This is a genomic window from Streptomyces barkulensis (assembly GCF_002843305.1).
GTDB lineage: Bacteria > Actinomycetota > Actinomycetes > Streptomycetales > Streptomycetaceae > Streptomyces > Streptomyces barkulensis.
Map to the genome: position 1 here is coordinate 44,265 of NZ_PGSG01000105.1, position 24,213 is coordinate 68,477.

The following is a 24,213-nucleotide window of genomic DNA, read 5'->3' on the forward strand; positions in this document are numbered from 1 at the left end:
GCAGATGGCAGGCTGGTCCCCGTGAACGAGATTGACGCGAAGACCGATGCTCTCGTCCCGGCCTGGCTCACCCTCCCCGATGTCGCCGACAGGCTCGGCGTCGAGGTGACGCGTGTGCGGCAGCTGGTCAGGGAGGGCCAGCTCATCGCGGTACGCCGCGGTGAGAACCGGGTGCTCCAGGTGCCCGCCGACTTCATCGGCGAGGGCCGGGTGGTGAAGGGCCTGACCGGGACCATCACGCTGCTCAAGGACGACGGCTTCAGTGACGAGGAGATGCTGGAGTGGCTGTTCACGCCCGATGACACCCTGCCCGGCACCCCGGCGCAGGCCCTGCGGGAGAATCGAGGCACCGAGGTGAAGCGGCGCGCCCAGGCGCTGGCCGTCTGAGCGGCGCGCTCACCGCGGACGACCCGGCCCGGCAGGGCCGGACACGGCGAACCGTACGACCGATCACCGGCGTGCGGGCCCCGGCGCCCACCCGGGCGCCCGGGCCCGCACGCCTCGTTCCGGGGGGATTCCCGCATGGCAGCGACCGCACGCGAGCGGCTCGGCGACGCCCGTCTGTACCTGTGCACGGACGCCCGCCGGGAGCGCGGCGACCTGGCCCAGTTCCTGGACGCCGTGCTCTCACACGGCGTCGACGTCGTGCAGTTGCGCGACAAGTCCCTGGAGGCCGGCGAGGAGCTGGAGCATCTGGCCGTCCTCGCCGACGCCTGCCGCCGCCACGGGAAGCTGATGGCGGTCAACGACCGGGCGGACGTCGCCCACGCCGCCGGCCCGGACGTGCTGCACCTGGGGCAGGGCGACCTGCCGGTGCCGGCCGCCCGCGCGATCCTGGGCGACGGCGTCCTGATCGGCCGCTCCACCCACACCGAGGCCGAGGTGGACGCGGCGCTGGCCGAGCCGGGCGTGGACTACTTCTGCACCGGCCCCTGCTGGCCCACCCCCACCAAGCCCGGCCGCCCCGCCCCGGGGCTCTCCCTGGTGCGGTACGCCGCGCGGCTGCGGCCCGAGCGGCCCTGGTTCGCCATCGGCGGGATCGACGCCTCCAACCTGGAGCAGGTGCTGGAGGCCGGGGCGCGGCGGGTCGTGGTGGTCCGCGCGATCACCGAGGCGGAGGACCCGGGGGCCGCCGCCGCGGACCTCGCCGCGCGCCTGCGGTCGGCCTGAGGCGGCCCTGCCCGGGGCGGGTGTCCACCCACTGGACGGCAAGTGGGCCAAACGGGCATATCGCCCCGTGGATGCGGTGTGCGGCCGGGGTGCCGGTTAGCCTGCCGACATGGCCCTCGGTACCCCTTCCACCAGGACGGATCGCGCGCGCACCGTCCGCGAGCTGCTCGCCTCCGGCGAGCGCTCGTACTCCTTCGAGTTCTACGCGCCCAAGACGGAGAAGGGCGAGCGCACCCTCTGGAACGCCATCCGCCGCGTCGAGGCCGTCGCCCCCACCTTCGTGTCGGTGACCTACGGCGCCGGAGGCTCCTCCCGGGAGGGCACCGTGCGCGCCACCGAGCGGATCGCCACCGAGACGACCCTCACCCCCGTCGCCCACCTCACCGCGGTGGACCACTCGGTGGCCGAGCTGCGCAACGTCATCGGCCAGTACGCGGACGCCGGCATCCGCAACATGTTCGCCGTCCGCGGCGACCCGCCCGGCGACCCCACCGGCGAGTGGGTACCGCATCCGCAGGGCATCACCTACGCCGCCGAGCTCGTCCGGCTCATCAAGGAGTCGGGGGACTTCTGCGTCGGTGTGGCCGCCTTCCCCGAGATGCACCCGCGCTCGCCCGACTGGGACAGCGACATCCGCCACTTCGTCGACAAGTGCCGGGCCGGCGCCGACTACGCCATCACGCAGATGTTCTTCTACGCGGACGACTACCTGCGGCTGCGCGACAAGGTGGCCGCGACGGGTTGCGACGTCCCGATCATTCCGGAGATCATGCCCGTCACGAGCGTGCGGCAGATCGAGCGGTTCGCGAAGCTGAGCAACGCGACCTTCCCTCCGGACCTGGCCGAACGCATCCTCGCGGTGGAGCACGATCCGGCCGCTGTACGCTCATTGGGAATCGAGTACGCCACGGAGCTGTGCGCGAGGCTGATGTCCGAAGACGTCCCCGGACTCCACTTCATCACCCTCAACCACTCCACGGCGACGCTGGAGATCTACGAGAATCTGGGCCTGCACCGGCGGGGCTAGAAGACGGGGTGGGAGGACGTACATGGGGTGGACGCTCCTCTACATCGCGTTCGGCATCGTCGCGGTCTGGCTGCTGGCCGAGGTGCTGCTGCAGTACAAGGCGAGACTGCGCTGGCGGCTGCTGGCCTTCGGCGGGTTCACCATGGTGGTCCTCGGGGTGGTGGCGATCTCCTCGGTGCCGCTGTCCCTGACGGTCATCGCGCTCGGCGGAGCGGCCTTCACGGTCGGCCAGACCTTCGTCACCCTCTCCTACCGGCGCGGCTTCACCGCGGGCTGGGCGCTGGGCGGCATGCCCGGCACCAGCAGGCGCCGCCGCGAGGTGCGCCCCATGCCGCCCCAGGACGCCGATCCGCACCTGGAGGTCTCCGGGCTGGAGGTCCACGAGGCGGAGCCCCCCGCGTACAGCCCGGAGCCGCTGCCCGACGACACCGGCGGTTACGGCGTCTACGAGCGCGGCGACTCCTCCGGGCAGCCGGGGGAGCGGTACGACGAGCGGGACCGGTACGGCGAGCAGGACCGGTACGACGAGCAGGGGCAGTACGACGAGCAGGGGCAGTACGGCGAACAGGGACAGCAACCCGCCCACTCCACCCCGTACGCCACCGGTGACTACACGGGCCATCCCGGCTACGACCAGGGCGGCCAGTACGCCGGGTCGTACGACTACGGCTACGGCACGGGGGACGGGCAGCAGCAGTACGCCGCCTACTACGACCCGTACGCCGACGCCTCCGGCGGGCCCGCCCACGACGCGCAGGGCGGCCAGGGTTACGCCTCCGACCCCTCCTACGGCGACGGATACGGCACCGGCCACCCCGCCGACCCGTACGCCGGTCAGACCCCGCCCGGCGGGGTCTGGGTGCCCCAGCAGCGCGGCTCCGAGCCGCAGCCCGGACAGTACGCCGAGGACGGCGGATACGGCGGATACGGCTACGGCTACGGCGAGGCCGGGTACGACCCGGCCACCGGGGCCGCTCACCCCTACGGCGAGCAGCCCCGCCACTGAGCAGTCCCGCCACTGGGCAGCCCGGCTCGTGCCGTCCGGCCGCCCCGGCCTCCGCCCGGCCGCGTCACCGCGATCCGCGCCAGTCGTCCCCCTCGACGATCAGCCCGGCGGCCAGCGCCCCCGACATCCCGGCGTGCGCCAGCCCGCCGCCCGGATGGGCCGAGCCGCCCACCCGGTACAGCCCGGCCGTACCCGTGGAGTTGGCCGCCCGCAGAAAGGCCCCGCCCGCCCCCGCCAGAGCGGGGGCGGGCACCGCACCGCCGGGCGCCCCGGTCTCCCGCTCGGTGTCGGCGGGGGTGCGCACCTCACGCCACAGCACCCGCCCGCCCAGGCCGAGCCCGGCGGCGTCCGCGGCGGCCAGCGCCTCGTCCGCGGCCCGCTCGGCCGCGCCCGGCGCCGTCCAGTCCACGGCCCCGCCGTCCCCGCCCCCCGCGCCGGCCGACGGGCCGGCCGCCCCCGCGCGGTGCGGCGGAACGGTCACCGACAGCACCGCCGACTCGTACTCCGCACCGGGGACCAGCGCCGGGTCGCCGGGCCGCAGCACGGTGACGGTGCGCGCCGTCCCGCCCGGCCCCCCGGTGTGCACCACGGTGCGGTGGACGGTGCCCTTGGGCCGGGCGCCGCGCAGCGCGAGCAGCACGGTCAGCCGTCCCGCCGCGTAGCCGGGGCCGCCGTCCGCCGCGCTGGCCCGGCCGCCGTACATCGGCCGGGGGTCGATTCCGCAGACCACGGTGTCCGCGGTCACCCGTGATCCGTCGGCCGGCTCCACCCCGGCGGCCCGGCCGCCCTCCACCGTGATCCGGGACACCGCCGTGCCGAACCGGAACTCCACCCCGCGTGCCAGGCACCGCTCGTACACCGCGTCCGCCAGCGCGCGCATCCCCCCGCCGACGTACCAGGTGCCGAAGGTCTGCTCCAGATACGGCAGGACGGCGGCGCTCGCCGGGGTGCGGCGCGGGTCGAGGCCGTGGGCGAGCGCGTGGCTCTCCAGCAGCGCCACCAGTCGCGGGTCGCGCAGCTCGGCGCGGGCGATCTCGGACAGGAAGGGTGCGCGGCGGCGCAGCAGCCCGCGCCGCGGCGCCGGATACGGGTCGGCGCCGAGCCGGGCGCGGTCGCCGGCGTCGGTCAGCGGCTCCTCCAGCAGCGGGCGCCGGGTGGCCTCCCACGTCCGGCGGCCGCGGCCCAGCAGCTCGCTCCACCGCTCTCCCGCGCCCGCGCCCAGGGCCGCGTCCAGGGCGTCGACCGTGCCCGCCCGGGAACCGCCGGGCAGGAGGACGGACGTGCCGTCGGCGAAGACGTGGCGTACGGCCGGGTCCACCTCGGTCAGCGCGACGCACTCCTCCAGCGGCTCGCGGCCGGTCTTGACGAAGAGGTCCCGCCAGACGGCGGGCAGGTACAGCAGCCCGGGACCGGTGTCGAAACCGAATCCGTCCCGCTCCAGACGGCGCACCGCGCCGCCGTGGGTCCGCGTCCGCTCGTACACCGTCACCCGGTGGCCCGCCACGGCCAGCCTGGCGGCGGCGGCCATGGCGCCCATACCGGCGCCGATCACCACAGTCCGTGCCATGACCAGGCACTCTAACCGGGGTGCGGTAACAGCTTCGAAGGGCCGTACGCAGTAGATGAGTAGAAGTACCTGAGTCCGGTTCTGAGTAGCCGTACGGATGGTCTTCACCAGGCGTGGACGGCAGAGTCGGAGACGACGGGAACGCGGCGCCGCACCGCCGGCACGGGGCGGCGGAGCGGCGCGGCGGCCGTCTGTAGGGGGAACGCTCGGGGGACACGGGGGACGGGAGCGGGCGGAACGGCGGATCGGCCGGGCCGCCCGCTCCTGCCGTTCCGCCCGCTCGGCAGCCGCGACAGCGCGCCGGTAACCGCCTCCGGCGGCCCCTCCGGCCGGAACACGGTCCGGCCCAGTCCGGCCCTGCCCTGCCCTGCCCAATCCAGCCCTGCCCAGCCCGGCCCTGCCCGGTCAGGTCCGTTGCCGCCGCAGGTCCCGCGCGGCTTGCCGGGCGCTGTCCCCCGTTACGCCGGACGAGCCCCGACAGGAGATGTTTGCCCAGGTCGGGGCCGATTGTCAGTGGGATGCGCAACGATGTTCCCATCGCGATCGCCGGTCGCGACCCGCGCGTGCGGACAGCACGGCGGGCAGCACGCGAACAGCACAGTCGTGACGGTCATGACGATGACAGGAGGTTCGCAGATGAACGGGCCCCCGGAGGATGTCCACCCCGTGCTGCGCAGGGCATCGGCCCCGCCCGCCGCACTCGACCTGCTCGCCCAGGCGCGGCGCGGACTCGACGAGGCGGCGGAGCTGGAGCACCCCAACGACCGGTACGCCACCGCACACCTGGCCGCCCTGCGCACCGCCGCCGCGGTGCTCGCCGTGCGCGGCCGTCCCGAGTCCACCGCACGTGCCAGACGGCGCATACGCAGCGCCTGGGAGGTGCTGCCCGAGGTGGCGCCCGAGCTGGACGAGTGGTGCAGGCTGTTCGCCGCCGGGGCGGCCAAGCGCGCCCGTGCCGAGGCGGGCATCGCCGGCGCGGTCGGCCGGCGCGACTGCGACGACCTGATACGCGACGCGGGGATGTTCCTGCGCATCGTCGAGCAGATGCTGGTGAGGCAGCCCGTGCTGCCCCTTCCCCGGGGCCTGGAGGAGCCGGGGGAGCGCGGCCGCCCGGAGGATGAGGGGCCGCGGCTGCGAGCGGGCTGAGGCCGGGGCGGGGATTTCCGCCGCGGCCCGGCCGGCCGGGCCGCGGCGGCGACGCAATAGGCTTGGGCCAGCCACGTCCGAGCCGCCTAGGAGCGTCCGCCATGTCCCGCCCCCACGCACACTTCCGCACCGCCGTGGTCTGGGAGGTCCTGCGGGAAGCACTCGACGACCGGGCCAGGGCCGCGGGCCGGGAGACGCTCGACGTCCTGGACACCGGCGGCGGCACCGGCAACTTCGCCGTGCCCGTCGCCCGGCTGGGCCACCGCGTCACCGTGGTGGACCCCAGCCCCGACGCGCTGTTCGCGCTGGAGCGCCGCGCGACGGAGGAGGGCGTGGCCGACCGGGTGCGCGGCGTGCAGGGCGACGCGCACGGGCTGTTCGACGTGGCCGAGCGCGGCGGCTACGACGTGGTGCTCTGCCACGGGGTCCTGGAGTACGTCGACGACCCGGCCGAGGGACTGCGCAACGTCGCGGCCGCGCTGCGCCCCCGGGGCGGCACCCTGAGCGTGCTCGCCGCCGGACTCGGCGGCGCGGTGCTCGCCCGCGCCCTGGCGGGGCACTTCACCGAAGCCCGCCGGGCGCTGAGCGACCCCGACGGCCGGTGGGGCGGCGGGGACCCGGTGCCCCGGCGCTTCACCCCCGAGCGGCTTGAGTCCCTGGTGGCCGCCAACGGGCTGGAGGTCGGCGCGGTCCACGGTGTGCGGGTCTTCGCGGACCTGGTGCCGGGCGCGCTGCTGGACGCCGAGCCCGGCGCCGCGGAGGCCCTGGCGGCGCTGGAGGAGGCGGTGGCCGAACTGCCCGCCTTCCGGACCGTCGCGGCACACCTCCACGTACTGGCGCGTACCCGGGAGGGCTCCGCGCCGTCCGCCGGCGAGGTGCGGTAGGCCACAGGCGACCCGAACGGCGGCTACCCGCCGTATGATCGAAGCACACCAACCGGCATGACGGCGTGGCGGCGGGGGAATGAGAAGCCCGACACCGCCACCCGGCCCCCGGTCCCGGTGGCACGAACTGGCGTAGAGGGGCGGGTTTCACGGGGGCGAATCCCTGCCTATCCTTGAAGGGTCGCATCCGGTCGCCCCCGCGACCGACGAGTAGGAGGACTCCGTGCCGCTCTCTGAGCACGAGCAGCGGATGCTCGAGCAGATGGAGCGAGCGCTGTACGCCGAAGACCCCAAGTTCGCGACAGCGCTCGAGGGAAGCGAGCTGCGCACGTACACCCGGCGACGGGTCTACCAGGCGGTCGCGGGCTTTCTGGTGGGCGTCGCGCTCCTCATGGCCGGGATGGTCGCGAAGCTGGTCATCGTCAGTGTGCTGGGCTTCCTGGTGATGCTCGGCTGCGCCGTCCTCGCGGTGACGGGCTGGCGCAAGGCTCCCAAGCCGGGTGAGCAGCCCCCCGCAGAGCAGGGTCACGACGCCGGAGGCCGTCCGCATTCGCGAAGGCAGGGCAGGCCGCGCCGCTCGATGATGAACCGCATCGAGGACCGCTGGCAGCGCCGCCGGGACGAGCAGCAGTAACGGTCCGCTCGCGCGCTGCCGACGCCTCTGGTGGCGGGCGGCGCGCACGACCACCGCGACCCGACAGCGCCGTCGTGACGCCCTCCGCACGACCGGCACAGCCTGTCACCACGATCTGTCACCACGACCTGTCACCACGACCTGTCGGTCAGGACCGACGACAGCGGGCGGCCGCCTCCCGCGGTCCGTCCGCCGGCAGGCGGCCTCCCGGCCCCCGGGCCTCAGACCCGCTGCCGCGACGGCCTGATCCGCGCGAGTGCCCGCCGCACCGAGCCGCTCCACCGCCCGGCCGAGGCCGACCAGCGCTCCGAGACGGCCCACACCGCCCGTACGGCCGACCGCGGCAGCAGCAGGGCCCGCAGCCGCGCACCGCGCCCGGCGGCCGCCCACAGCCCGGCCCGCACGAGCCGCACGTCCTCGGCCAGTCCCTGCGCCGACCGCGGCTCGGGGGCGTAGAGCGCCTGCTCGACCGCCGTGGCCAGCCGGTGCACGGCCCCGGCGGCCTCGCCCTCCAGCTTCCCCAGCCGTACGACGCGCGCCGCGGCCGTCCGCACGGTGGCGGACTCCTGCGGGAGGACGCCCAGGTCCCAGGCGGAGTCGGTCGCCTCCCGCCAGGCGGCGAGCGTGCGGGTGCCCGGTCCGCCGCCGCCCAGCCGCCGGCGCCGGACCCTGCTCCGCCACAGGGCCGGCAGCGCCAGGATCCCCGCGGCGAGCAGCACCGATGCCGCCACCAGCAGGGCACTGCCCACCGGGAAGCCGCCGCCGGCGGCCTCGCCGCCGTGCGGGAGGGCCGCCGCGCCGCAGTCCTCCGTGCCCTGCCCCGGGACGCACTCCTCGGACCGCGAGGGCTCCGGGAGCGGCTGCGCGCTGTCGTCCGGCCGCGGCTCGGGAACGTCCGACTGCTCGGGGGAGGGCAGGTCGGGCTGGGTGTACTCCGGCACGCTGCCCCGGCTCGGGGTGGGCTCGAAGCGGGTCCAGCCCACGCCCTCGAAGTACAGCTCCGGCCAGGCGTGCGCGTCCTGCAGCCCCACCGTCATCCCGCCGCTGCCGTCGGACGCCCCGGCCGTGAACCCCACCGCGACCCGCGCCGGGATGTCCAGGGTGCGGGCCATGGCGGCCATGGAGAAGGCGAAGTGGACGCAGAAGCCCTCCCGGTCCTCCAGGAAGCGGGCGATGGCCGCGCTGCCGCTGCCCGCCTTCACCTGGGTGTCGTAGCGGAAGCCGCCCTGGGAGGAGAACCAGTCCTGGAGCCTCACGGCCCGCTCGTAGTCGCCGGCCGCCCCCTCGGTGACGTTCCGCGCCATCTCGGCCACCACGGACGGCAGCGAATCCGGTACGCCGGTGTACTCCTCCATGATCTGCGGCGGGGGGGCCGGGGCGTCCGCCAGCTGCCGTGCGGTCGGCCGCACGACCAGGCTGTCCACCTCGTACCGCACGCCCCGGGTGGTCTGCCCGCGGTCGCCGACGAGCGTGCGGCCCTCCGGTTCGAAACGCCAGCGGCCGTCGATGCGCACCTCGGCGGCCGGATACGGCATGGGCAGCCAGTTCTGGGCGTACCAGCCGGCGGCCCGGAACGAGGTGGTGACGCGCTCGGTGGCCACGGACGGCGACAGCCCGGGCACCGGGGGAAGCGGCCGCGGAAGATCGGTGATCCGGCGCTCCGACGGCTTCCAGGACGTGCCGTCGAACCGGTCCAGCGCCACGATCCGCAGATACATGTCCGAGGTGCTCCCGGCATCGGTGGTGTACGTCAGCACCGTGCGGTTGTCCGGCTGGTTCAGGCTGTCCTGCAGCGCGACCAGCGGATTGACCGCCGAGATCGTGCCGCCCCCGTCCCCCGTGCCCCGTCCCTGGCGCGCGGTGTCCAGCAGTCCGCCGCCCAGCGACGGCAGCACCGCGGGCACTACCAGGGCGATGCCCAGCGCCACCGCGCCGATCCTCCGCCCGGTGCGCACCGGGGGCGGCGCGGCGGGGCCGGGCCGCGCGGCACCGGCGCCGCCGCCGAACACCCGGCCCCACCGCGACAGCCGGTCCCGGCCCTCCGCCAGGAGCAGCAGCAGATAGCCGGCGGCCGCGCACAGGAACCACAGCAGGCTCCCCCCTTCCGGGGACAGCCCGGCCGCGACCGAGTACAGCGCCAGCAGCGGCAGTCCGGCGGGGGCCGCGGCCCGGTACGTCACCGCGAGCAGGTCCACCAGCAGGCCGATGACGACCACGCCGCCCACCAGCAGCAGCCGGATGCCGTCGGTGACCGGGGCCGGGATGGAGTACCGGCCGACGTCCGCGGTGCCCTGTGCCAGCAGCGCGCCGAAGGCCTCGACGGCCTCCGGGCCCGGCAGCACCCCGAGCACGGCGTCGCCGCGGACGAAGACGAAGGTGAGCGCCAGCAGCGACACCACCGCCTGCGCCGCCACCGCCGGCGGTCCGGCCGGTGTCGTACGCCGCACCACCGTGCCCACCGCGCTCTGGACGCCCAGCAGCAGGGCGGCCTGGAACAGCCAGCCGGCCGGGGCGACCAGCGGCAGCAGCGCGCACGCCGCCGCCAGGGTGGCCGCCCAGGCGCAGAACGCCAGCCGGGCCTGTCCGCTCATCGTCCTCCGCTCCTCGCCGTCCGCCCGGGCGCCCCGCCCGAGGACCGGTCCGCCCGCCGCCACAGATCGGGCAGCGCGTCCCCGGGCACGTACGGCAGCACCGTCCAGCCCGCCTCGCGCAGCAGCCGCTCCCCCTCCTCCTGCGCGGCCGGCTCGCGCAGCCCGCGGGGCAGGAGGGCCACCGCGCCTCCCGCGCGCTGCCGCATCCGGCCGGCCAGCGCCGTCTGCTCGCCGTCCAGCGCACCGAGGAAGGCCACCAGCAGTCCCTCCTGCCCGCCACCGCCGCTGCCGCCGCGCAGCGCCTCGTACGCCCGTGCCAGGCCCGGTTCGCCGGAGTGCTCCACCACCGCGAGGGTGTCCAGGAGCAGCCCGGCGGTGTCGAGGGCGGCGATGTCGGTACCGGCACCGTCCGGTCCGGGCACCGGTGCGCCGGTGTCGGTCAGCAGCCGTACCGCGTAGCCGCGCTCCAGCAGGTGCACGGCGACCGAGGCGGCTCCCGAGACCGCCCACTCGAACGCCGACTCCGGGCCGGAGCCGGCCCAGGCCGCCCGGCGGGTGTCCAGCAGCACGGTGCAGCGCGGCCGCTGCGGCTGCTCCTCGCGGCGCACCATCAGCTCCCCGTGGCGCGCGGTGGAGCGCCAGTGCACCCGGCGCAGGTCGTCGCCGTGGCGGTAACCGCGCGGGATCACGTCGTCGTCGCCGGCCGTGGCCAGGGACCGGTGCCGCCCCTCGCCGAGTCCGGCCGCCTCCCCGGCCGGCCGTACGGGGGGCAGTTCCTCGGTCCGGGGCACGACGGTGAGGGTGTCGCGGGAGCTGAAGGACCGGGTCAGCTCCACCATGCCGAACGGATCCGTCAGCCGCAGCTGCAGTGGACCTATCGGATAGCGTCCCCGCAGGTCGGAGCGGACCCGGTAGGAGACCTCGCGCCGGCCGCCCGGTTCCACCCGGTCCAGGACGAAGCGCGGGCGCGGGCCCAGGACGTAGGGGACCTGGTCCTGGAGCATCAGCAGGGAGGTCGGAAGCCGCGAGACGTTGTCCAGCCGCAGGTGCACGAGGGCCTCCTCCCGGGCGGGTACGCGGGCCGGGGACAGCCGCCGGGAGGCCGCCACGCGGTGGCGGGTGCGGTACAGCACGATCACGCAGACCAGGGGCAGCGCGGCCAGCAGCACCCCCACCCGCAGCAGGTCGCCCTGCCCCAGCACGTAGGCGCACACCACCGCGGCCGCTCCCGCGGCCAGGAACGAGCGCCCCCGGGTGGTGAGCCCGGCGAGCGCGGCGCGCAGCGAACCCCGGCGCCCCTGTGCCCACGGCCCCCCGTCCGTGCCTCCGCCGGCGTCCGGGGCGGCCGTACCGGGGCCGTCCATCACAGTCCCCGCTGGGAGGGCCGGCCGTACAGCGGGGGCCGCGAGGTCGCCTCCCGGTAGTTGGACACGGGCACGGGAACGCGCCGCACGATGTCGAGGACGATCTGCTCCGAGACGCGCCCGCCGAGCTGGGCCTGGGCGGTGGGCAGCAGCCGGTGCGCCAGCACGGGCACGGCCAGTGCCTGGACGTCGTCGGGCAGCACGAAGTTCCGGCCGGCCAGGGCCGCCGCCGCCTTCGACGCCCGCAGCAGGTGCAGGGTGGCCCGGGGCGAGGCGCCCAGGCGCAGCTCGGGGTGGCCGCGGGTGCCGGCGACCAGGTCGACGGCGTACCGGCGGACCGGCTCGGAGACGTGCACGCCGCGCACCGCCTCCACCAGCTTGGCGATCTCGTGCGCGTGGGCGACCGGCTGCAGACCGTCCAGCGGGGAGACCCCGCCGTGCACGTCGAGCATCCGCAGTTCGGCCTCGGGAGAGGGGTAGCCGATCGACACCCGCACCATGAAGCGGTCGCGCTGGGCCTCGGGCAGCGGGTAGGTGCCCTCCATCTCGACCGGGTTCTGGGTGGCCACCACCATGAACGGGTCGGGCAGTTCGTAGCTGCGCCCGTCGACGGTGACCTGCCGCTCCTCCATCGACTCCAGCAGGGCCGACTGGGTCTTGGGGGAGGCGCGGTTGATCTCGTCGCCGATCACGACCTGGGCGAAGATGGCGCCCGGCTTGAACTCGAACTCCTGGTGCTGCTGGTCGTAGACGCTCACCCCCGTGATGTCGGAGGGCAGCAGGTCGGGGGTGAACTGGATCCTGCGGACCGAGCAGTCCACGGATCTGGCCAGCGCCTTGGCGAGCATGGTCTTCCCCACGCCCGGCACGTCCTCGATCAGCAGGTGCCCCTCGGCCAGCAGCACGGTCAGCGAGAGCCGTACGACCTCCGGCTTGCCCTCGATCACGCTCTCCACCGACCGGCGCACCCGGTCCGCCGTGGCGGTCAGATCGCTGAGATCAGCTCGTTCGTCATAGGTCGTCACCCGGCCCTCCTCGGCCCGCTCACGGGCCGGTCCGCCCCGCGGCGGGCCGACCCATCCCCGAACAACCGGCGTCCCCCGCGGGAGGTGCCCGCGGGGGAGAGCCGTCACTCAGACATTCTTCACTTACACAGCTCCGTGCGTCACGATCCCGGGCCGTTCGCCGGGTCGATCTCCCGGAGCAGACCCGTGGTGACGTCGAAGACGAAGCCCCGTACGTCGCCGGTGTGCAGCAGGAACGGTGAAGTACGTACCCGCTCCATCGACTGTCGCACGTCCTGGTCGGCGTCCCTGAAGGACTCGACGGCCCACGACGGGCGCTGGCCGACCTCCAGCTCCAGTTCGTGCCGGAAGTCCTCGGTCAGATTCAGCAGGCCGCAGCCGGTGTGGTGGATCAGCACGACGGCGCGCGTACCCAGGGCGCGCTGGCTGATGGTCAGCGAGCGGATGACGTCGTCGGTGACCACGCCGCCGGCGTTGCGGATGGTGTGGCAGTCGCCGAGTTCGAGGCCGAGGGCGGCGTGGAGGTCCAGCCGGGCGTCCATACAGGCGACGACGGCGACCTTCAGCACCGGCCGGGCGTCCATTCCCGGGTCGGTGAACTCGGCTGCGTAACGCTGGTTGGCTGCGACGAGGCGGTCGATGACCGGCCCTTCGGAGGAAGACGATGGCATGCCTATGACCGTAACCGCCCCGTCCGGGTCCGGCTCGGAGGGGGGCAGGGCAAAGCCGGTCAACGCGCACGGTGTGTGAGGTAACCCACACGGGTGGTGCGTGGCCCCCGTGCGGGTGGAACCGGCCGCCGGGATCCGCGGCACGCCTGTGCGGGGAATGCGGCCGGGACGCGCCTGACCAGTTGGTTGACCGGGGGGACGAGTGGGCTAAAGTGACGCGAAGCGGGAGCCGGGCAAGCGCCGGGCTCCCCCTGTCGAACCCCAGAATCCCATGTGCGCGGGCGCGCGTACGGCCGCGTACGGCCCGGCCTCCTCCCGCTCCCGGCCGGCCGGTGCCCCTTCCCCGGCGCCGGCCGCCGGTCTTCCCCTTCAAGAGCGGGCGGGGACCAGGCCGTACGGGCCCGCTCAAGGAGAGTCCAGTGAGCACCAACGAGCGGCACGTCCCGGTCATGCTCGGACGCTGTCTGGACCTGCTCGCCCCCGCCCTGCGCGAGCCCGGCGCCACCGTCGTGGACTGCACCCTCGGGCTGGGCGGGCACAGCGAGGCGATGCTGTCGGAGTTCCCGGACGTCCGGCTGGTCGGCCTGGACCGGGACCCGGCCGCGCTGGAACTGGCCGGCGAGCGCCTGGCCCGCTTCGGCGACCGGGCCACCCTGGTGCACGCCGTCTACGACGAACTGCCCGAGGTGCTGGGGCGGCTCGGCGTGCCGCGCGTCCAGGGGGTCCTGTTCGACCTCGGTGTGTCCTCCATGCAGCTCGACGAGGCCGAGCGCGGTTTCGCGTACTCCAGGGACGCGCCGCTGGACATGCGGATGGACCAGAGCAGGGGCGTCGGCGCCGCGGAGGTCCTCAACACCTACCCGCCCGGCGAGCTGGTGCGCATCCTGCGCGCCTACGGCGAGGAGAAGCAGGCCAGGCGGATCGTCTCCGCGATCGTGCGCGAGCGCGAGAGGGAGCCGTTCGCCGGCAGTGCCCGGCTGGTCGAGCTGATCCGCGAGGCGCTGCCGCAGGCGGCCAAGCGGACCGGGGGCAATCCCGCCAAGCGCACCTTCCAGGCGCTGCGCATCGAGGTCAACGGCGAACTGGCCGTGCTGGAGCGGGCGCTGCCGGCTGCCGTCGCCGCGCTGGCGGTGGGCGGCCGGATCGCCGTCCTGTCCTACCACTCGCTGGAGGACCGCCTGGTCAAGCAGGTGCTCGCCGCGGGCGCCACCAGCACCGCGCCGCCGGGGCTGCCGGTGGTCCCCGAGCGCTACCAGCCCCGGCTGCGGCTGCTGACCCGGGGCGCGGAACTCCCCGCCGAGGAAGAGGTCGCCGAGAACCGCCGCGCCGCCCCCGCCCGGCTGCGCGGCGCCGAGCGCATCCGGGAGGAGCCCTGAAGGACACGCCGAAGGCCGTACCCCGGGCCACCGGAGGACCGGCCTACCCGACACCCCAGCAGCGGCTGGCGAGGCTGGCGCGACTGGTCCCCGCGGGCGGCCCCTCCGCGCCGGCCCGCGCTCCCTTCGTGCTGCTGGTGGTCCTGCTGCTCGGCTCCGGGCTGCTGGCCCTGCTGCTGCTCAACGCGTCCGTCAACCAGGGGTCCTTCGAACTGAGGGAGCTGGAGAAACGGGCCGGTGAGCTGGCCGACGAGGAGCAGGCGCTCCAGCAGGAGCTGGACTCCTTCTCCGCGCCGGACGCACTGGCCGAACGGGCCCGGGAGCTGGACATGGTGCCCGGCGGGAACCCCGCCTTCATCCTCCCGGACGGCACCGTCCGGGGCGCGCCCGAACCGGCCCCCGCCGCACCCGGGGGGCCCGAGGGGGAGGACACCCCGTGAGCGAGCGCCCCCGGCGCCCCCGCCGTACGCAGCCCGCCCCGCGTTCCGCCGCGTCCCGTTCCGCCGCGCCCCGCTCCGCCCGTGAGCCACGGCCCGCCGCCCGCGCGCCCAGGCCCAGGCCCAGGCCGAGGCCCCGGTCCGGGCCGGACACCGTACGGCTGGGCAGTCCCCGCCCCCGGCTGAGGCTTCTCGGTGTCCTGCTGGCCCTGGTGATGCTGGCCTTCACCGTGCGGCTGTTCCAGGTGCAGGCCGTGGACGCGAGCACCTACGCCGCCAAGGCCGACGTCAACCGCTACATCACCGTCCCGCTCGCCGCCGAGCGCGGCACCGTCACCGACCGCGACGGCGTCGCCCTGGCCACCACGGTCGACGCGTACGACATCACCGCCGACCCCTACCTGTTCACCCCCGAGCAGACGAAGGTCCCCGACGCGCCGGCCCAGGCGGCCGAACTGCTCGCCCCCGTCCTCGGCGTGGACGAGGCGACGCTCACCGAGCGGCTCTCCCGGAAGGAGACCCGCTACGTCCTCCTGGCCCGGCAGCAGTCCCCGCAGGTCTGGCGGCAGATCACCGATCTCAAGCGTGTGCTGGCCGGACGGCAGCGCGCCGGCGGGGGCCACCACGTGCTGGCCGGGGTGTACTCCGAGGAGCACGCCAAACGGGTCTACCCGGGAGGAGAGCTCGCGGCCGCCGTGCTCGGCTTCGTCAACTCCGAGGGCAGGGGCCGCGGCGGTCTGGAGGCGAAGTTCGACAAGGTGCTGGCCGGGAAGGACGGCAAGATCACCTACGCCCAGTCCGGCGGCCGCCAGGTGCCCACAGCCGGCGAGCACGAGCAGCCCGCGCGCCCCGGCTCGGACGTGGAGCTCACCCTCGACCGCGACATCCAGTGGGCCGCGCAGAGCGCCATCGAGGAGCAGGTCGAGAAGTCCGACGCCGACAGCGGCTACGTGATCGTCCAGGACGTCCGCAGCGGCGAGATCCTCGCCATGGCCGACGCGCCCGGCTACGACCCGGGCGACCTGTCCACGGCCAGCGCCTCCGCACTGCGCAACGGCGCCGTGGAGGACGCCTACGAGCCCGGCTCCACCAGCAAGGTGATGTCCATGGCCGCGGTCCTGGAGGAGGGCGCGGCCACCCCGGGCACCCATGTCGTGGTGCCCAACCGGCTGCCGCGCGCGGACCGCAGCTTCGCCGACGACGTCGACCACCCCACCTGGTACCTCACCCTCAACGGGGTGCTCGCCAAGTCCAGCAACATCGGCACCATCCTGGCCGTCGAGCAGCTCGGCGACACCCAGGCGGAGGCCAACCGGGTGCTCCACTCCTACCTGCGCAAGTTCGGGCTCGGGCAGAAGACCGGTCTGGACTTCCCCGGCGAGACCCCCGGCATCCTCGCCGACCCAGGGGACTGGAACGCCTCGCAGCAGTACACCATCCCCTTCGGACAGGGCCTGTCGATCAACGCCGTCCAGGCGGCCTCGGTCTACTCCACCGTCGCCAACGGGGGCGTGCGCGTCGAACCGTCCCTGGTGCGCGGCACCACCGGGCCCGACGGGGAGTGGAGGCCCGCGCCGAAGCCGCAGCGGACCCGTGTCGTCAGCGAGAGGACCGCCACGACGCTCGCCACCATGCTGGAGTCGGTGGTGGCGGACATGGAGGGCACCGGCACCACCGCGCGCATCCCCGGCTACCGGGTGGCGGGCAAGACCGGCACGGCCAACCGGGTGGACCCCGAAACGGGCCGCTACAACGGCTACACCTCCTCCTTCGCCGGGTTCGCCCCCGCCGACGCGCCCCGCGTCACCGTCTACTGCGCCGTGCAGAACCCCAAGAAGGGCAGCTACTTCGGCAGCCAGGTGTGCGGCCCGGTGTACCAGCAGGTCATGAAGTACGCGCTCAAGGCCCTGCGGATCCCCCCGACCGGCGCCGAGCCCCCGCGACTGCCCGTCACCTTCGACCCCCGGGACTGACCCGGGAACCGACCGGAAAGCGACCGTGAGAACCATCGACGACCTCCCCCGCAACAGCCCCGCCGCCGCCGACGGCGCGCCCGGCACACCCGGCCCCTCGCTTCGCGGCGGCCCCGGCACGGCGGGTACGCTCACCGCCGTGCCACACGCTGATCAGACCCCATCCCTGCCCGCCCCGCCCCGCCCGGAGCGGGTCCGTCCCGTGCCGCTGGCGGAGCTGGCCCGGCGGCTGGGGGTCGCGGCCCCCGAGGGCGACGCGGCCGTCACCGGCATCACCCACGACTCGCGCGCCGTACTCCCCGGCGACATCTACATCGCACGTCCCGGCGCCCGCTTCCACGGCGCGGACTTCGCCGTCCAGGCGGCCCGCCTGGGCGCCGTCGCGGTGCTCACCGACCCCACGGGCACCGAGCGGGCCGCCGCCACCGGTCTGCCGGTGCTGACGGTGGACGAGCCGCGCGAGGTGACGGGCGACCTGGCCGCCGCCATCTACGGCGAGCCGGGCCGGGACCTGCTGCAGATCGGCATCACCGGCACCTCCGGCAAGACCACCACCGCCTACCTCATCGAGGGCGGGCTGCGCGCGGCGGCGAAGGAGGGAGAGCCGACCGGGCTGATCGGCACGGTCGAGTCCCGCATCGGCGACGAGCGGATCAAGTCCGAGCGCACCACCCCCGAGGCCACCGAGCTCCAGGCGCTGTTCGCCGTGATGCGCGAGCGCGGGGTGCGCTCCGTGGCCATGGAGGTCTCCAGCCACGCGCTGGTGCTGGGCCGGGTGGACGGCTGCGTCTTCGACATCGCCGTCTTCAACAACCTCAGCCCCGAGCACCTGGACTTCCACCCGGACATGGAGGACTACTTCCGGGCGAAGGCGCAGCTGTTCACCAAGGCCCGCTCCCGCGCCGGAGTGGTCAACATCGACGACGAGTACGGGCAGCGGCTGGCCGCCGGCGTCAGCGAGGTCCCCGTCACCACCTTCTCCGCCGAGGGCCACCCGGACGCCGACTGGCGCGCGAGCGACGTGGAGATCGGCCCGCTGGGCTCCACCTTCACCGTCATCGGACCGGACGGTGAGACGGCCCGCGCCAGTGCCCCCCTGCCCGGCCCGTTCAACGTCGCCAACGCGCTCGCGGCCATCACCGCCCTGGTCGCCGCCGGAATCGACCTGAAGACCGCGGCCGAGGGCGTCGCGGCGGTGCCCGGCGTGCCGGGCCGCCTGGAGCGCGTGGACGCCGGCCAGCCGTACCTGGCGGTCGTGGACTACGCGCACAAGCCCGACGCCGTCGACTCCGTGCTGCGCGCCCTGCGCAAGGTCACCGAGGGCCGGGTGCACGCGGTGCTCGGCTGCGGCGGCGACCGCGACCCGCACAAGCGCCCCGCCATGGGCGCGGCGCTGGCCCGGCTGGCCGACACCGCCGTCCTGACCTCCGACAACCCGCGCTCGGAGGATCCGCTGGCCATTCTCGCCGCCATGCTCGCGGGCGCGGCCGAGGTCCCGATCCACGAGCGCGGCACCGTGCTGGTGGAGGAGGACCGGGCCGCGGCCATCGCGGCGGCCGTCGCCCGGGCCGAGCCCGGGGACACGGTGCTGGTGGCCGGCAAGGGCCACGAGGTGGGCCAGGACATCGCCGGGGTGGTCCGTCCCTTCGACGACCGCGAGGTGCTGCGCGAGGCCGTCGAGCAGGCCACGGCCGCCCGGCGGAACACGGCGGGCGCCGCGGACGCGGCGGGCGACGGGGACAGCGGGGAGAGCGCGCCGTGATCCCGCTGACCCCCACGGAGATCGCCGGCATCGTCTCCGGCCGGGTCCACGACATACCGGACCCGGAGCCGACCGTCACCGGTCCCGTGGTCAAGGACTCCCGGGAGGTGCGCCCCGGCGCGCTCTTCGTCGCCTTCGACGGGGCCCGGGTGGACGGCCACGACTTCGCCGCCCGCGCCGTCGCCGACGGTGCGGCGGCCGTGCTGGCCGCCCGGCCCGTCGGTGTGCCCGCGGTCGTCGTCGACGACGTGGAGACCGCCCTGGGAGCCCTGGCCCGCCACGTGGTGCGGCGGCTGGGTACCGCCGTCGTCGCCCTCACCGGCTCCGCCGGCAAGACCAGCACCAAGGACCTGATCGCCCAGCTCCTGCGGCGGCTGGGCCCGACCGTCTTCCCCCCCGGCTCGCTCAACAACGAGATCGGCCTGCCGCTGACCGCGCTGAGCGCCGAGGAGGGCACCCGCCACCTCGTGCTGGAGATGGGCGCCCGAGGCATCGGCCACATCCGCTACCTGACCGGACTGACCCCGCCGCGCATCGGCGTGGTCCTCAACGTCGGGTCCGCGCACATCGGCGAGTTCGGCGGCCGGGAGCAGATCGCCCGGGCCAAGGGCGAGCTGGTGGAGTCCCTCCCCCCGGCGGACGAGGGCGGCGTGGCCGTCCTCAACGCCGACGACCCCCTGGTGCGCGCCATGCGCGCCCGCACCGAGGCACGCGTCCTCCTCTTCGGCGAGGCCGAGGAGGCCGACATCCGTGCCGAGAATGTCCGTCTCACCCCGAAGGGGCAGCCCGCCTTCACCCTCCACACCCCCACCGGGTGCAGCGATGTGACCATGCGCCTGTACGGTGAGCACCACGTGTCGAACGCGCTCGCCGCGGCCGCCGTAGCCCACGAGTTGGGCATGCCCGCCGACGGGATCGCCACCGCGCTCTCCGAGGCCGGCACGCTCTCCCGCTGGCGGATGGAGGTCACCGAGCGCTCGGACGGCGTGACCGTCGTCAACGACGCCTACAACGCGAACCCCGAATCCGTGCGGGCCGCGCTCCGTGCGCTCGCCGCCATGGGCAAGGGGCGTCGCACGTGGGCGGTGCTCGGCGAGATGGCCGAGCTCGGCGAGGAGTCGCTCGCCGAGCACGACGCGGTCGGACGGATGGCCGTCCGGCTCAACGTCAGCAAGCTCGTGGCGGTCGGCGGCCGGGAGGCCCGCTGGATCGACATGGGCGCCAAGAACGAGGGTTCGTGGGGTGAGGAGTCGGTGCACGTGTCCGACGCGCAGGCGGCAATCGACCTGTTGCGCGACGATCTGCGGCCGGGGGATGTCGTGCTGGTGAAGGCCTCCAGGTCGGCCGGCCTGGAGAAGGTGGCGCTCGCGCTGGTCGAGGGCCGGGGTCTGTCCGCCGAAGGCAGGGGAGAGGTCGCCGGCCGATGATGAGGCAGATCCTCTTCTCCGGGGTCATCGGGCTCTTCCTGACCCTGATCGGCACTCCGCTGCTGATCAAGCTGCTGGCCCGCAAGGGCTACGGGCAGTACATCCGCGACGACGGGCCGCGGGACCACCACAGCAAGCGCGGCACCCCCACCATGGGCGGCATCGCCTTCATCCTGGCGACGCTGATCGCCTACGCGCTCACCAAGGTCGTCACCGGCGAGCAGCCGTCCTTCTCCGGCGTGCTGGTGCTCTTCCTGATGGCCGGCATGGGCCTGGTCGGCTTCCTCGACGACTACATCAAGATCGTCAAGCAGCGCAGCCTGGGCCTGCGGGCCAAGGCCAAGATGCTCGGCCAGCTCATCGTCGGCGTCGCCTTCGCGGTCCTGTCGCTGAACTTCGCCGACGCCCGCGGCCAGACCCCGGCGTCCACCAAGCTCTCCTTCACCGAGGACTTCGGTTGGTCGATCGGGCCGGTGCTCTTCGTGATCTGGGCGCTGTTCATGATCCTGGCGATGTCCAACGGCGTGAACCTCACCGACGGTCTGGACGGTCTGGCCACCGGCGCCTCGGTGATGGTCTTCGGCGCCTACACCTTCATCGGGGTGTGGCAGTACCAGGACTCCTGCGCCATCACCGGCAGCCCGAGCTGCTTCGAGGTGCGCGACCCGCTCGACCTCGCGGTCGTCGCCTCGGCCCTGATGGGCGCCTGCTTCGGCTTCCTGTGGTGGAACACCTCGCCCGCCAAGATCTTCATGGGCGACACCGGCTCGCTGGCCCTGGGCGGCGCGCTGGCCGGCCTGGCCATCGTCTCCCGCACCGAGCTGCTGCTCGCCCTGCTCGGCGGCCTGTTCGTCCTCATCACCATGTCCGTCGTCATCCAGGTCGGCTCGTTCCGGCTGACGGGCAAGCGGGTCTTCAGAATGGCGCCGCTCCAGCACCACTTCGAGCTCAAGGGCTGGAGCGAGGTGCTGGTCGTGGTCCGCTTCTGGATCATCCAGGGCATGTGCGTGATCGTCGGAATCGGCCTGTTCTACGCCGGCTGGGCGGCCGGGAAATGACGCGCGGCCCCGTCGGCGAGGAGTTCGCCGGGAAGCACGTCACCGTCGCCGGCCTCGGCGTCTCCGGGATCCCCGCCGCGCGCGTACTGCGGTCCCTGGGAGCGGAGGTGACGGTCGTCAACGACGGCGACGACGAACGCGCCCGGCGGCAGGCCGCCGAACTGGAGGAGCTGGGGGCCGCGGTGCGCCTCGGCGACGGGGCCACCCTGCCCGAGGGCACCGAACTGGTCGTCACCACGCCCGGCTGGCGGCCGGACAAGCCGCTGTTCGCGGCGGCCGCGGCCGCGGGCGTACCGGTGTGGGGCGACGTGGAGCTGGCCTGGCGGCTGCGCGGCCCCGGCGCCGCGCCCTGGCTGGCCGTCACCGGCACCAACGGCAAGACCACCACGGTGCGGATGCTCGCCTCCGTCCTGGAGGCCGCCGGGCTGCGCACCGCGGCGGTCGGCAACATCGGCGTCTCGCTGCTGGACGCGGTCCTGGGCGGCGAACCGTACGACGTGCTCGCGGTGGAGCTGTCCAGCTACCAGCTCCACTGGTCCCCCTCGGTGCGCCCCCACTCGGCCGCGGTGCTCAACCTGGCGCCCGACCACCTCGACTGGCACGGCTCGATGGAGGCGTACGCCGCCGACAAGGGCCGGATCTACGAGGGCAACGAGGTCGCCTGCGTCTACAACACCGCCGACCCCCGCACCGAGGAACTGGTGCGCCGCGCCGACGTGGTGGAGGGCTGCCGGGCCATCGGCTTCACCCTCGGCGCCCCCGCACCGTCCCAACTGGGCGTCGTGGACGGCGTACTGGTGGACCGGGCCTTCGTCCCCGACCGGCGCAGGCAGGCCCAGGAGCTGGCCGGGGTCGCGGACGTCGACCCGCCCGCCCCGCACAACATCGCCAACGCCCTGGCCGCCGCGGCCCTGGCCCGCGCCTACGGCGTGGAGCCGGGGGCGGTACGCGAGGGCCTGCGCGCCTTCCGGCCCGACCCGCACCGCATCGAGCATGTCGCCGACGTGGAGGAGGTGGCCTACGTCGACGACTCCAAGGCCACCAACACCCATGCCGCCCAGGCGTCGCTGAACGCCTACGACCCGGTGGTGTGGATCGCCGGAGGGCTGGCCAAGGGAGCCGTCTTCGACGAACTGGTCGCCGGGTCCGCGAAGCGGCTGCGCGCGGCGGTGCTGATCGGCGCGGACCGTCACCTGATCCGTGAAGCGCTGGCGCGACACGCCCCGGATGTCCCGGTCGTCGATCTCGGCCGGACCGACACTGGGGCGATGGCGGCGGCGGTCGGCGAGGCCGCCCGGCTGGCCCGCCCGGGGGACACCGTCCTGCTGGCTCCGGCCTGCGCCTCGATGGACATGTTCACCAACTACCACGCGCGCGGGGACGCCTTCGCCGCCGCGGTCCGCGACCTGGCCGCGGACCGCCCCGCGGCGCGGGAGCGATAACCCGCCGGTCCCCGCGCCGCGGGCCGGCGGCCGGGGAGACAGGAGGGGACGGATGAGGGCCGAGCGACCCGTACCGCCGGCGGCGACCGCCACCGGCCCGGTGGGCCGCTTCCTGGCGGCCGTCGCCGCGGCCGTACCGGCCGTATCCGTACGGGCCGCCCCGGCGGTGGCGGGTACGGCCGTGACGCCGCCGGCGCCATCGGCGCGTCCGGGGCACGGCGCCGCGCTGCGCGAGACCCAGCGCTCCCGCCCCGGCCCCCGTACGGCGCGCCCGGGCACCCCGCGCGCCCCCCGCCCGGCCTCCGCGCCCCGGACGCCCGGCACCGGACGGCCCACGCCCCGGGGCGCTCCGGCGCGCCCGGGACCCCCGGGGCGCGGCCCGCGCCGTGCCGCGGACGGTGCCCGCGGGCTGTACCTGCGGGCGAAGCACGCCTGGGACCGGCCGCTGACCGCCTACTACCTGATCCTCGGCGGCAGCCTGATGATCCTCGGCCTCGGCCTGGTGATGGTCTTCTCCGCCTCGCAGATCGAGGCGCTGGGCTCCGGGCTGCCCTCCACCTACTACTTCCGCAAACAGCTGCTGGCCGCCGTCCTGGGCGGCGTTCTGCTGCTGGCGGCCGCCCGGATGCCGGTGGCCCTCCAGCGCGGGCTGGCGTACCCGCTGCTGGCCGTCTCCGTCGCCCTGCTCTGCCTGGTCCAGGTGCCGGGGATCGGGCATGAGGTCAAGGGCAACCAGAACTGGATCCAGCTCGGCGGTCCCTTCCAGTTCCAGCCCAGCGAGTTCGCCAAGCTCGCCCTGGTGCTGTGGGGGGCGGACCTGCTGGCGCGCAAGGGCGACAGACGGCTGCTGAACCAGTGGAAGCACATGCTGGTGCCGCTCGTCCCCGTGGCCTTCCTGCTGCTCGGCCTGATCATGCTGGGCCGGGACATGGGCACCTCGCTCATCCTCGCCGCGATCCTCGTCGGACTGCTCTGGCTGGCCGGCGCGCCGCTGCGGCTGTTCGCCGGGGTGCTCGCCGTCGCCGGGGCGCTGGGAGGCCTGCTGATCGCGACCAGCGGCAACCGGATGGCCCGGTTCGCCTGCCTGGGCGCCACCGATCCCGGCCCGAACGACCAGTGCTGGCAGGCCGTCCACGGCATCTACGCCCTGGCGTCGGGCGGATGGTTCGGTACGGGACTGGGCGACAGCATGGAGAAATGGGGACAACTGCCCGAACCGCACACCGACTTCATCTTCGCCGTGACCGGGGAGGAACTCGGCCTGGCGGGGACGCTGCCGGTGCTCGCCCTTTTCGCCGCTCTAGGCTATGCGGGTATCCGCGTGGCCGGACGCACGGAGGACCCCTTCGTCAGGTACGCCGCGGGAGGTGTGACCACCTGGATCACGGCCCAGGCCGTGGTCAACATCGGTGCGGTGCTCGGCCTGCTGCCGATCGCCGGTGTCCCGCTCCCGCTGTTCTCCTACGGAGGTTCCGCCCTGCTGCCGACGATGTTCGCCGTCGGGCTGCTGATCTCCGCCGCGAGATCGGAACCCGCCGCGAAGGCGGCACTGGCCATGCGGCAGCCTGCTGTGAGAAAGAAGCTGGCTGGGGTGAGACGGAAGACGATGGGACGGAGCGCCGTACGGCGCCCGTCCGGAGAGCGGTGAAATTC

At 74.6% G+C, this 24,213-nt stretch carries 20 protein-coding genes; 15 read left to right on the top strand and 5 right to left on the bottom strand.

Going from position 1 to position 24,213, the window contains the following annotated elements:
* Window positions 1-21: 21 nt before the first annotated feature.
* From CUT83_RS22475 to CUT83_RS22490, 4 genes are all read left to right on the top strand, one after another.
* Window positions 22-387 (top strand): Rv2175c family DNA-binding protein, encoded by a 366-nt coding sequence (locus tag CUT83_RS22475; protein ID WP_101257650.1) that lies wholly within the window; start codon window positions 22-24, stop codon window positions 385-387.
* A gap of 135 nt (window positions 388-522) precedes the next feature.
* Window positions 523-1,170, top strand: coding sequence for a thiamine phosphate synthase (gene thiE / locus CUT83_RS22480; RefSeq protein ID WP_101257651.1), 648 nt, complete (start codon window positions 523-525; stop codon window positions 1,168-1,170).
* Window positions 1,171-1,279: 109 nt separating this feature from the next.
* Window positions 1,280-2,197, top strand: a complete 918-nt coding sequence (metF, locus tag CUT83_RS22485; RefSeq protein ID WP_101257652.1) for a methylenetetrahydrofolate reductase [NAD(P)H] — start codon at window positions 1,280-1,282, stop codon at window positions 2,195-2,197.
* 22 nt (window positions 2,198-2,219) lie between these two features.
* Entirely contained in the window at window positions 2,220-3,203 is a 984-nt protein-coding gene (locus CUT83_RS22490; RefSeq protein ID WP_101257653.1) for a COX15/CtaA family protein, read from the top strand.
* 64 nt (window positions 3,204-3,267) lie between these two features.
* Here CUT83_RS22490 and CUT83_RS22495 read toward each other — a convergent pair whose 3' ends face one another.
* Window positions 3,268-4,770, bottom strand: coding sequence for a phytoene desaturase family protein (locus tag CUT83_RS22495; protein WP_101257654.1), 1,503 nt, complete (start codon window positions 4,768-4,770; stop codon window positions 3,268-3,270).
* Between the two features lie 636 nt (window positions 4,771-5,406).
* Here CUT83_RS22495 and CUT83_RS22500 point away from each other — a divergent pair.
* The 3 genes from CUT83_RS22500 to CUT83_RS22510 all read left to right on the top strand — a co-directional run bounded on the left by CUT83_RS22500 (window position 5,407) and on the right by CUT83_RS22510 (window position 7,434).
* Entirely contained in the window at window positions 5,407-5,916 is a 510-nt protein-coding gene (locus CUT83_RS22500; RefSeq protein WP_240958004.1) for an SAV_6107 family HEPN domain-containing protein, read from the top strand.
* 101 nt (window positions 5,917-6,017) lie between these two features.
* Window positions 6,018-6,800 carry a methyltransferase gene (locus CUT83_RS22505; protein WP_101257655.1) on the top strand — a complete coding sequence of 261 codons (783 nt, stop codon included), beginning with the start codon at window positions 6,018-6,020 and terminating at the stop codon, window positions 6,798-6,800.
* A 223-nt stretch (window positions 6,801-7,023) separates the two neighbouring features.
* A complete protein-coding gene (locus CUT83_RS22510) occupies window positions 7,024-7,434 on the top strand; it encodes an SCO2097 family morphological protein (RefSeq protein ID WP_101257656.1) in 411 nt (136 codons plus the stop codon).
* Window positions 7,435-7,655: 221 nt separating this feature from the next.
* Here CUT83_RS22510 and CUT83_RS22515 read toward each other — a convergent pair whose 3' ends face one another.
* The 4 genes from CUT83_RS22515 to CUT83_RS22530 all read right to left on the bottom strand — a co-directional run bounded on the left by CUT83_RS22515 (window position 7,656) and on the right by CUT83_RS22530 (window position 13,085).
* Window positions 7,656-10,025 carry a transglutaminaseTgpA domain-containing protein gene (locus CUT83_RS22515; RefSeq protein ID WP_101257787.1) on the bottom strand — a complete coding sequence of 790 codons (2,370 nt, stop codon included), beginning with the start codon at window positions 10,023-10,025 and terminating at the stop codon, window positions 7,656-7,658.
* On the bottom strand, window positions 10,022-11,389 hold the full coding sequence (locus CUT83_RS22520; RefSeq protein ID WP_101257657.1) for a DUF58 domain-containing protein: 1,368 nt from the start codon (window positions 11,387-11,389) through the stop codon (window positions 10,022-10,024). Before CUT83_RS22520 ends, CUT83_RS22515 begins: the two co-directional genes overlap by 4 nt.
* The gene (locus CUT83_RS22525; protein WP_101257658.1) at window positions 11,389-12,414 is read right to left on the bottom strand and encodes an AAA family ATPase; all 1,026 of its coding nucleotides are present in this window, start codon (window positions 12,412-12,414) and stop codon (window positions 11,389-11,391) included. Before CUT83_RS22525 ends, CUT83_RS22520 begins: the two co-directional genes overlap by 1 nt.
* Before the next feature lie 140 nt (window positions 12,415-12,554).
* The gene (locus CUT83_RS22530; RefSeq protein WP_101257659.1) at window positions 12,555-13,085 is read right to left on the bottom strand and encodes a beta-class carbonic anhydrase; all 531 of its coding nucleotides are present in this window, start codon (window positions 13,083-13,085) and stop codon (window positions 12,555-12,557) included.
* 419 nt (window positions 13,086-13,504) lie between these two features.
* Here CUT83_RS22530 and rsmH point away from each other — a divergent pair, with 419 nt between their 5' ends.
* The 8 genes from rsmH (at window position 13,505) to ftsW (ending at window position 24,208) form a co-directional block, all read left to right on the top strand.
* Window positions 13,505-14,461: a 16S rRNA (cytosine(1402)-N(4))-methyltransferase RsmH gene (rsmH, locus tag CUT83_RS22535; RefSeq protein ID WP_101257660.1), complete on the top strand. Its 957-nt coding sequence runs from the start codon at window positions 13,505-13,507 to the stop codon at window positions 14,459-14,461.
* A gap of 128 nt (window positions 14,462-14,589) precedes the next feature.
* Window positions 14,590-14,901 (top strand): cell division protein FtsL, encoded by a 312-nt coding sequence (gene ftsL, locus CUT83_RS22540; protein WP_338104179.1) that lies wholly within the window; start codon window positions 14,590-14,592, stop codon window positions 14,899-14,901.
* On the top strand, window positions 14,898-16,871 hold the full coding sequence (locus CUT83_RS22545; protein WP_158239047.1) for a peptidoglycan D,D-transpeptidase FtsI family protein: 1,974 nt from the start codon (window positions 14,898-14,900) through the stop codon (window positions 16,869-16,871). Before ftsL ends, CUT83_RS22545 begins: the two co-directional genes overlap by 4 nt.
* A 25-nt stretch (window positions 16,872-16,896) precedes the next feature.
* Window positions 16,897-18,633 (top strand): UDP-N-acetylmuramoyl-L-alanyl-D-glutamate--2,6-diaminopimelate ligase, encoded by a 1,737-nt coding sequence (locus CUT83_RS22550; protein WP_420882431.1) that lies wholly within the window; start codon window positions 16,897-16,899, stop codon window positions 18,631-18,633.
* Complete coding sequence (locus tag CUT83_RS22555; protein ID WP_101257662.1) at window positions 18,630-20,060, top strand: UDP-N-acetylmuramoyl-tripeptide--D-alanyl-D-alanine ligase; 1,431 nt, start codon at window positions 18,630-18,632, stop codon at window positions 20,058-20,060. Before CUT83_RS22550 ends, CUT83_RS22555 begins: the two co-directional genes overlap by 4 nt.
* On the top strand, window positions 20,060-21,118 hold the full coding sequence (mraY, locus tag CUT83_RS22560; RefSeq protein ID WP_101257663.1) for a phospho-N-acetylmuramoyl-pentapeptide-transferase: 1,059 nt from the start codon (window positions 20,060-20,062) through the stop codon (window positions 21,116-21,118). The genes CUT83_RS22555 and mraY overlap by 1 nt, the downstream gene beginning before the upstream one ends.
* Window positions 21,115-22,560: a UDP-N-acetylmuramoyl-L-alanine--D-glutamate ligase gene (gene murD, locus CUT83_RS22565; protein ID WP_101257664.1), complete on the top strand. Its 1,446-nt coding sequence runs from the start codon at window positions 21,115-21,117 to the stop codon at window positions 22,558-22,560. The genes mraY and murD overlap by 4 nt, the downstream gene beginning before the upstream one ends.
* A gap of 52 nt (window positions 22,561-22,612) precedes the next feature.
* Window positions 22,613-24,208, top strand: a complete 1,596-nt coding sequence (gene ftsW, locus CUT83_RS22570; RefSeq protein WP_241524823.1) for a putative lipid II flippase FtsW — start codon at window positions 22,613-22,615, stop codon at window positions 24,206-24,208.
* The last annotated feature ends 5 nt before the right edge of the window (window positions 24,209-24,213 follow it).

Excerpts from the sequence above, each read along its gene's own strand:
- thiE (WP_101257651.1), top strand. The coding sequence starts at position 523 with ATGGCAGCGACCGCACGCGAGCGGCTCGGCGACGCCCGTCTGTACCTG.
- metF (WP_101257652.1), top strand. The coding sequence starts at position 1,280 with ATGGCCCTCGGTACCCCTTCCACCAGGACGGATCGCGCGCGCACCGTC.
- CUT83_RS22490 (WP_101257653.1), top strand. The coding sequence starts at position 2,220 with ATGGGGTGGACGCTCCTCTACATCGCGTTCGGCATCGTCGCGGTCTGG.
- CUT83_RS22495 (WP_101257654.1), bottom strand. The coding sequence starts at position 4,770 with ATGGCACGGACTGTGGTGATCGGCGCCGGTATGGGCGCCATGGCCGCC.
- CUT83_RS22500 (WP_240958004.1), top strand. The coding sequence starts at position 5,407 with ATGAACGGGCCCCCGGAGGATGTCCACCCCGTGCTGCGCAGGGCATCG.
- CUT83_RS22505 (WP_101257655.1), top strand. The coding sequence starts at position 6,018 with ATGTCCCGCCCCCACGCACACTTCCGCACCGCCGTGGTCTGGGAGGTC.
- CUT83_RS22515 (WP_101257787.1), bottom strand. The coding sequence starts at position 10,025 with ATGAGCGGACAGGCCCGGCTGGCGTTCTGCGCCTGGGCGGCCACCCTG.
- CUT83_RS22520 (WP_101257657.1), bottom strand. The coding sequence starts at position 11,389 with ATGGACGGCCCCGGTACGGCCGCCCCGGACGCCGGCGGAGGCACGGAC.
- CUT83_RS22530 (WP_101257659.1), bottom strand. The coding sequence starts at position 13,085 with ATGCCATCGTCTTCCTCCGAAGGGCCGGTCATCGACCGCCTCGTCGCA.
- mraY (WP_101257663.1), top strand. The coding sequence starts at position 20,060 with ATGAGGCAGATCCTCTTCTCCGGGGTCATCGGGCTCTTCCTGACCCTG.
- murD (WP_101257664.1), top strand. The coding sequence starts at position 21,115 with ATGACGCGCGGCCCCGTCGGCGAGGAGTTCGCCGGGAAGCACGTCACC.
- ftsW (WP_241524823.1), top strand. The coding sequence starts at position 22,613 with ATGAGGGCCGAGCGACCCGTACCGCCGGCGGCGACCGCCACCGGCCCG.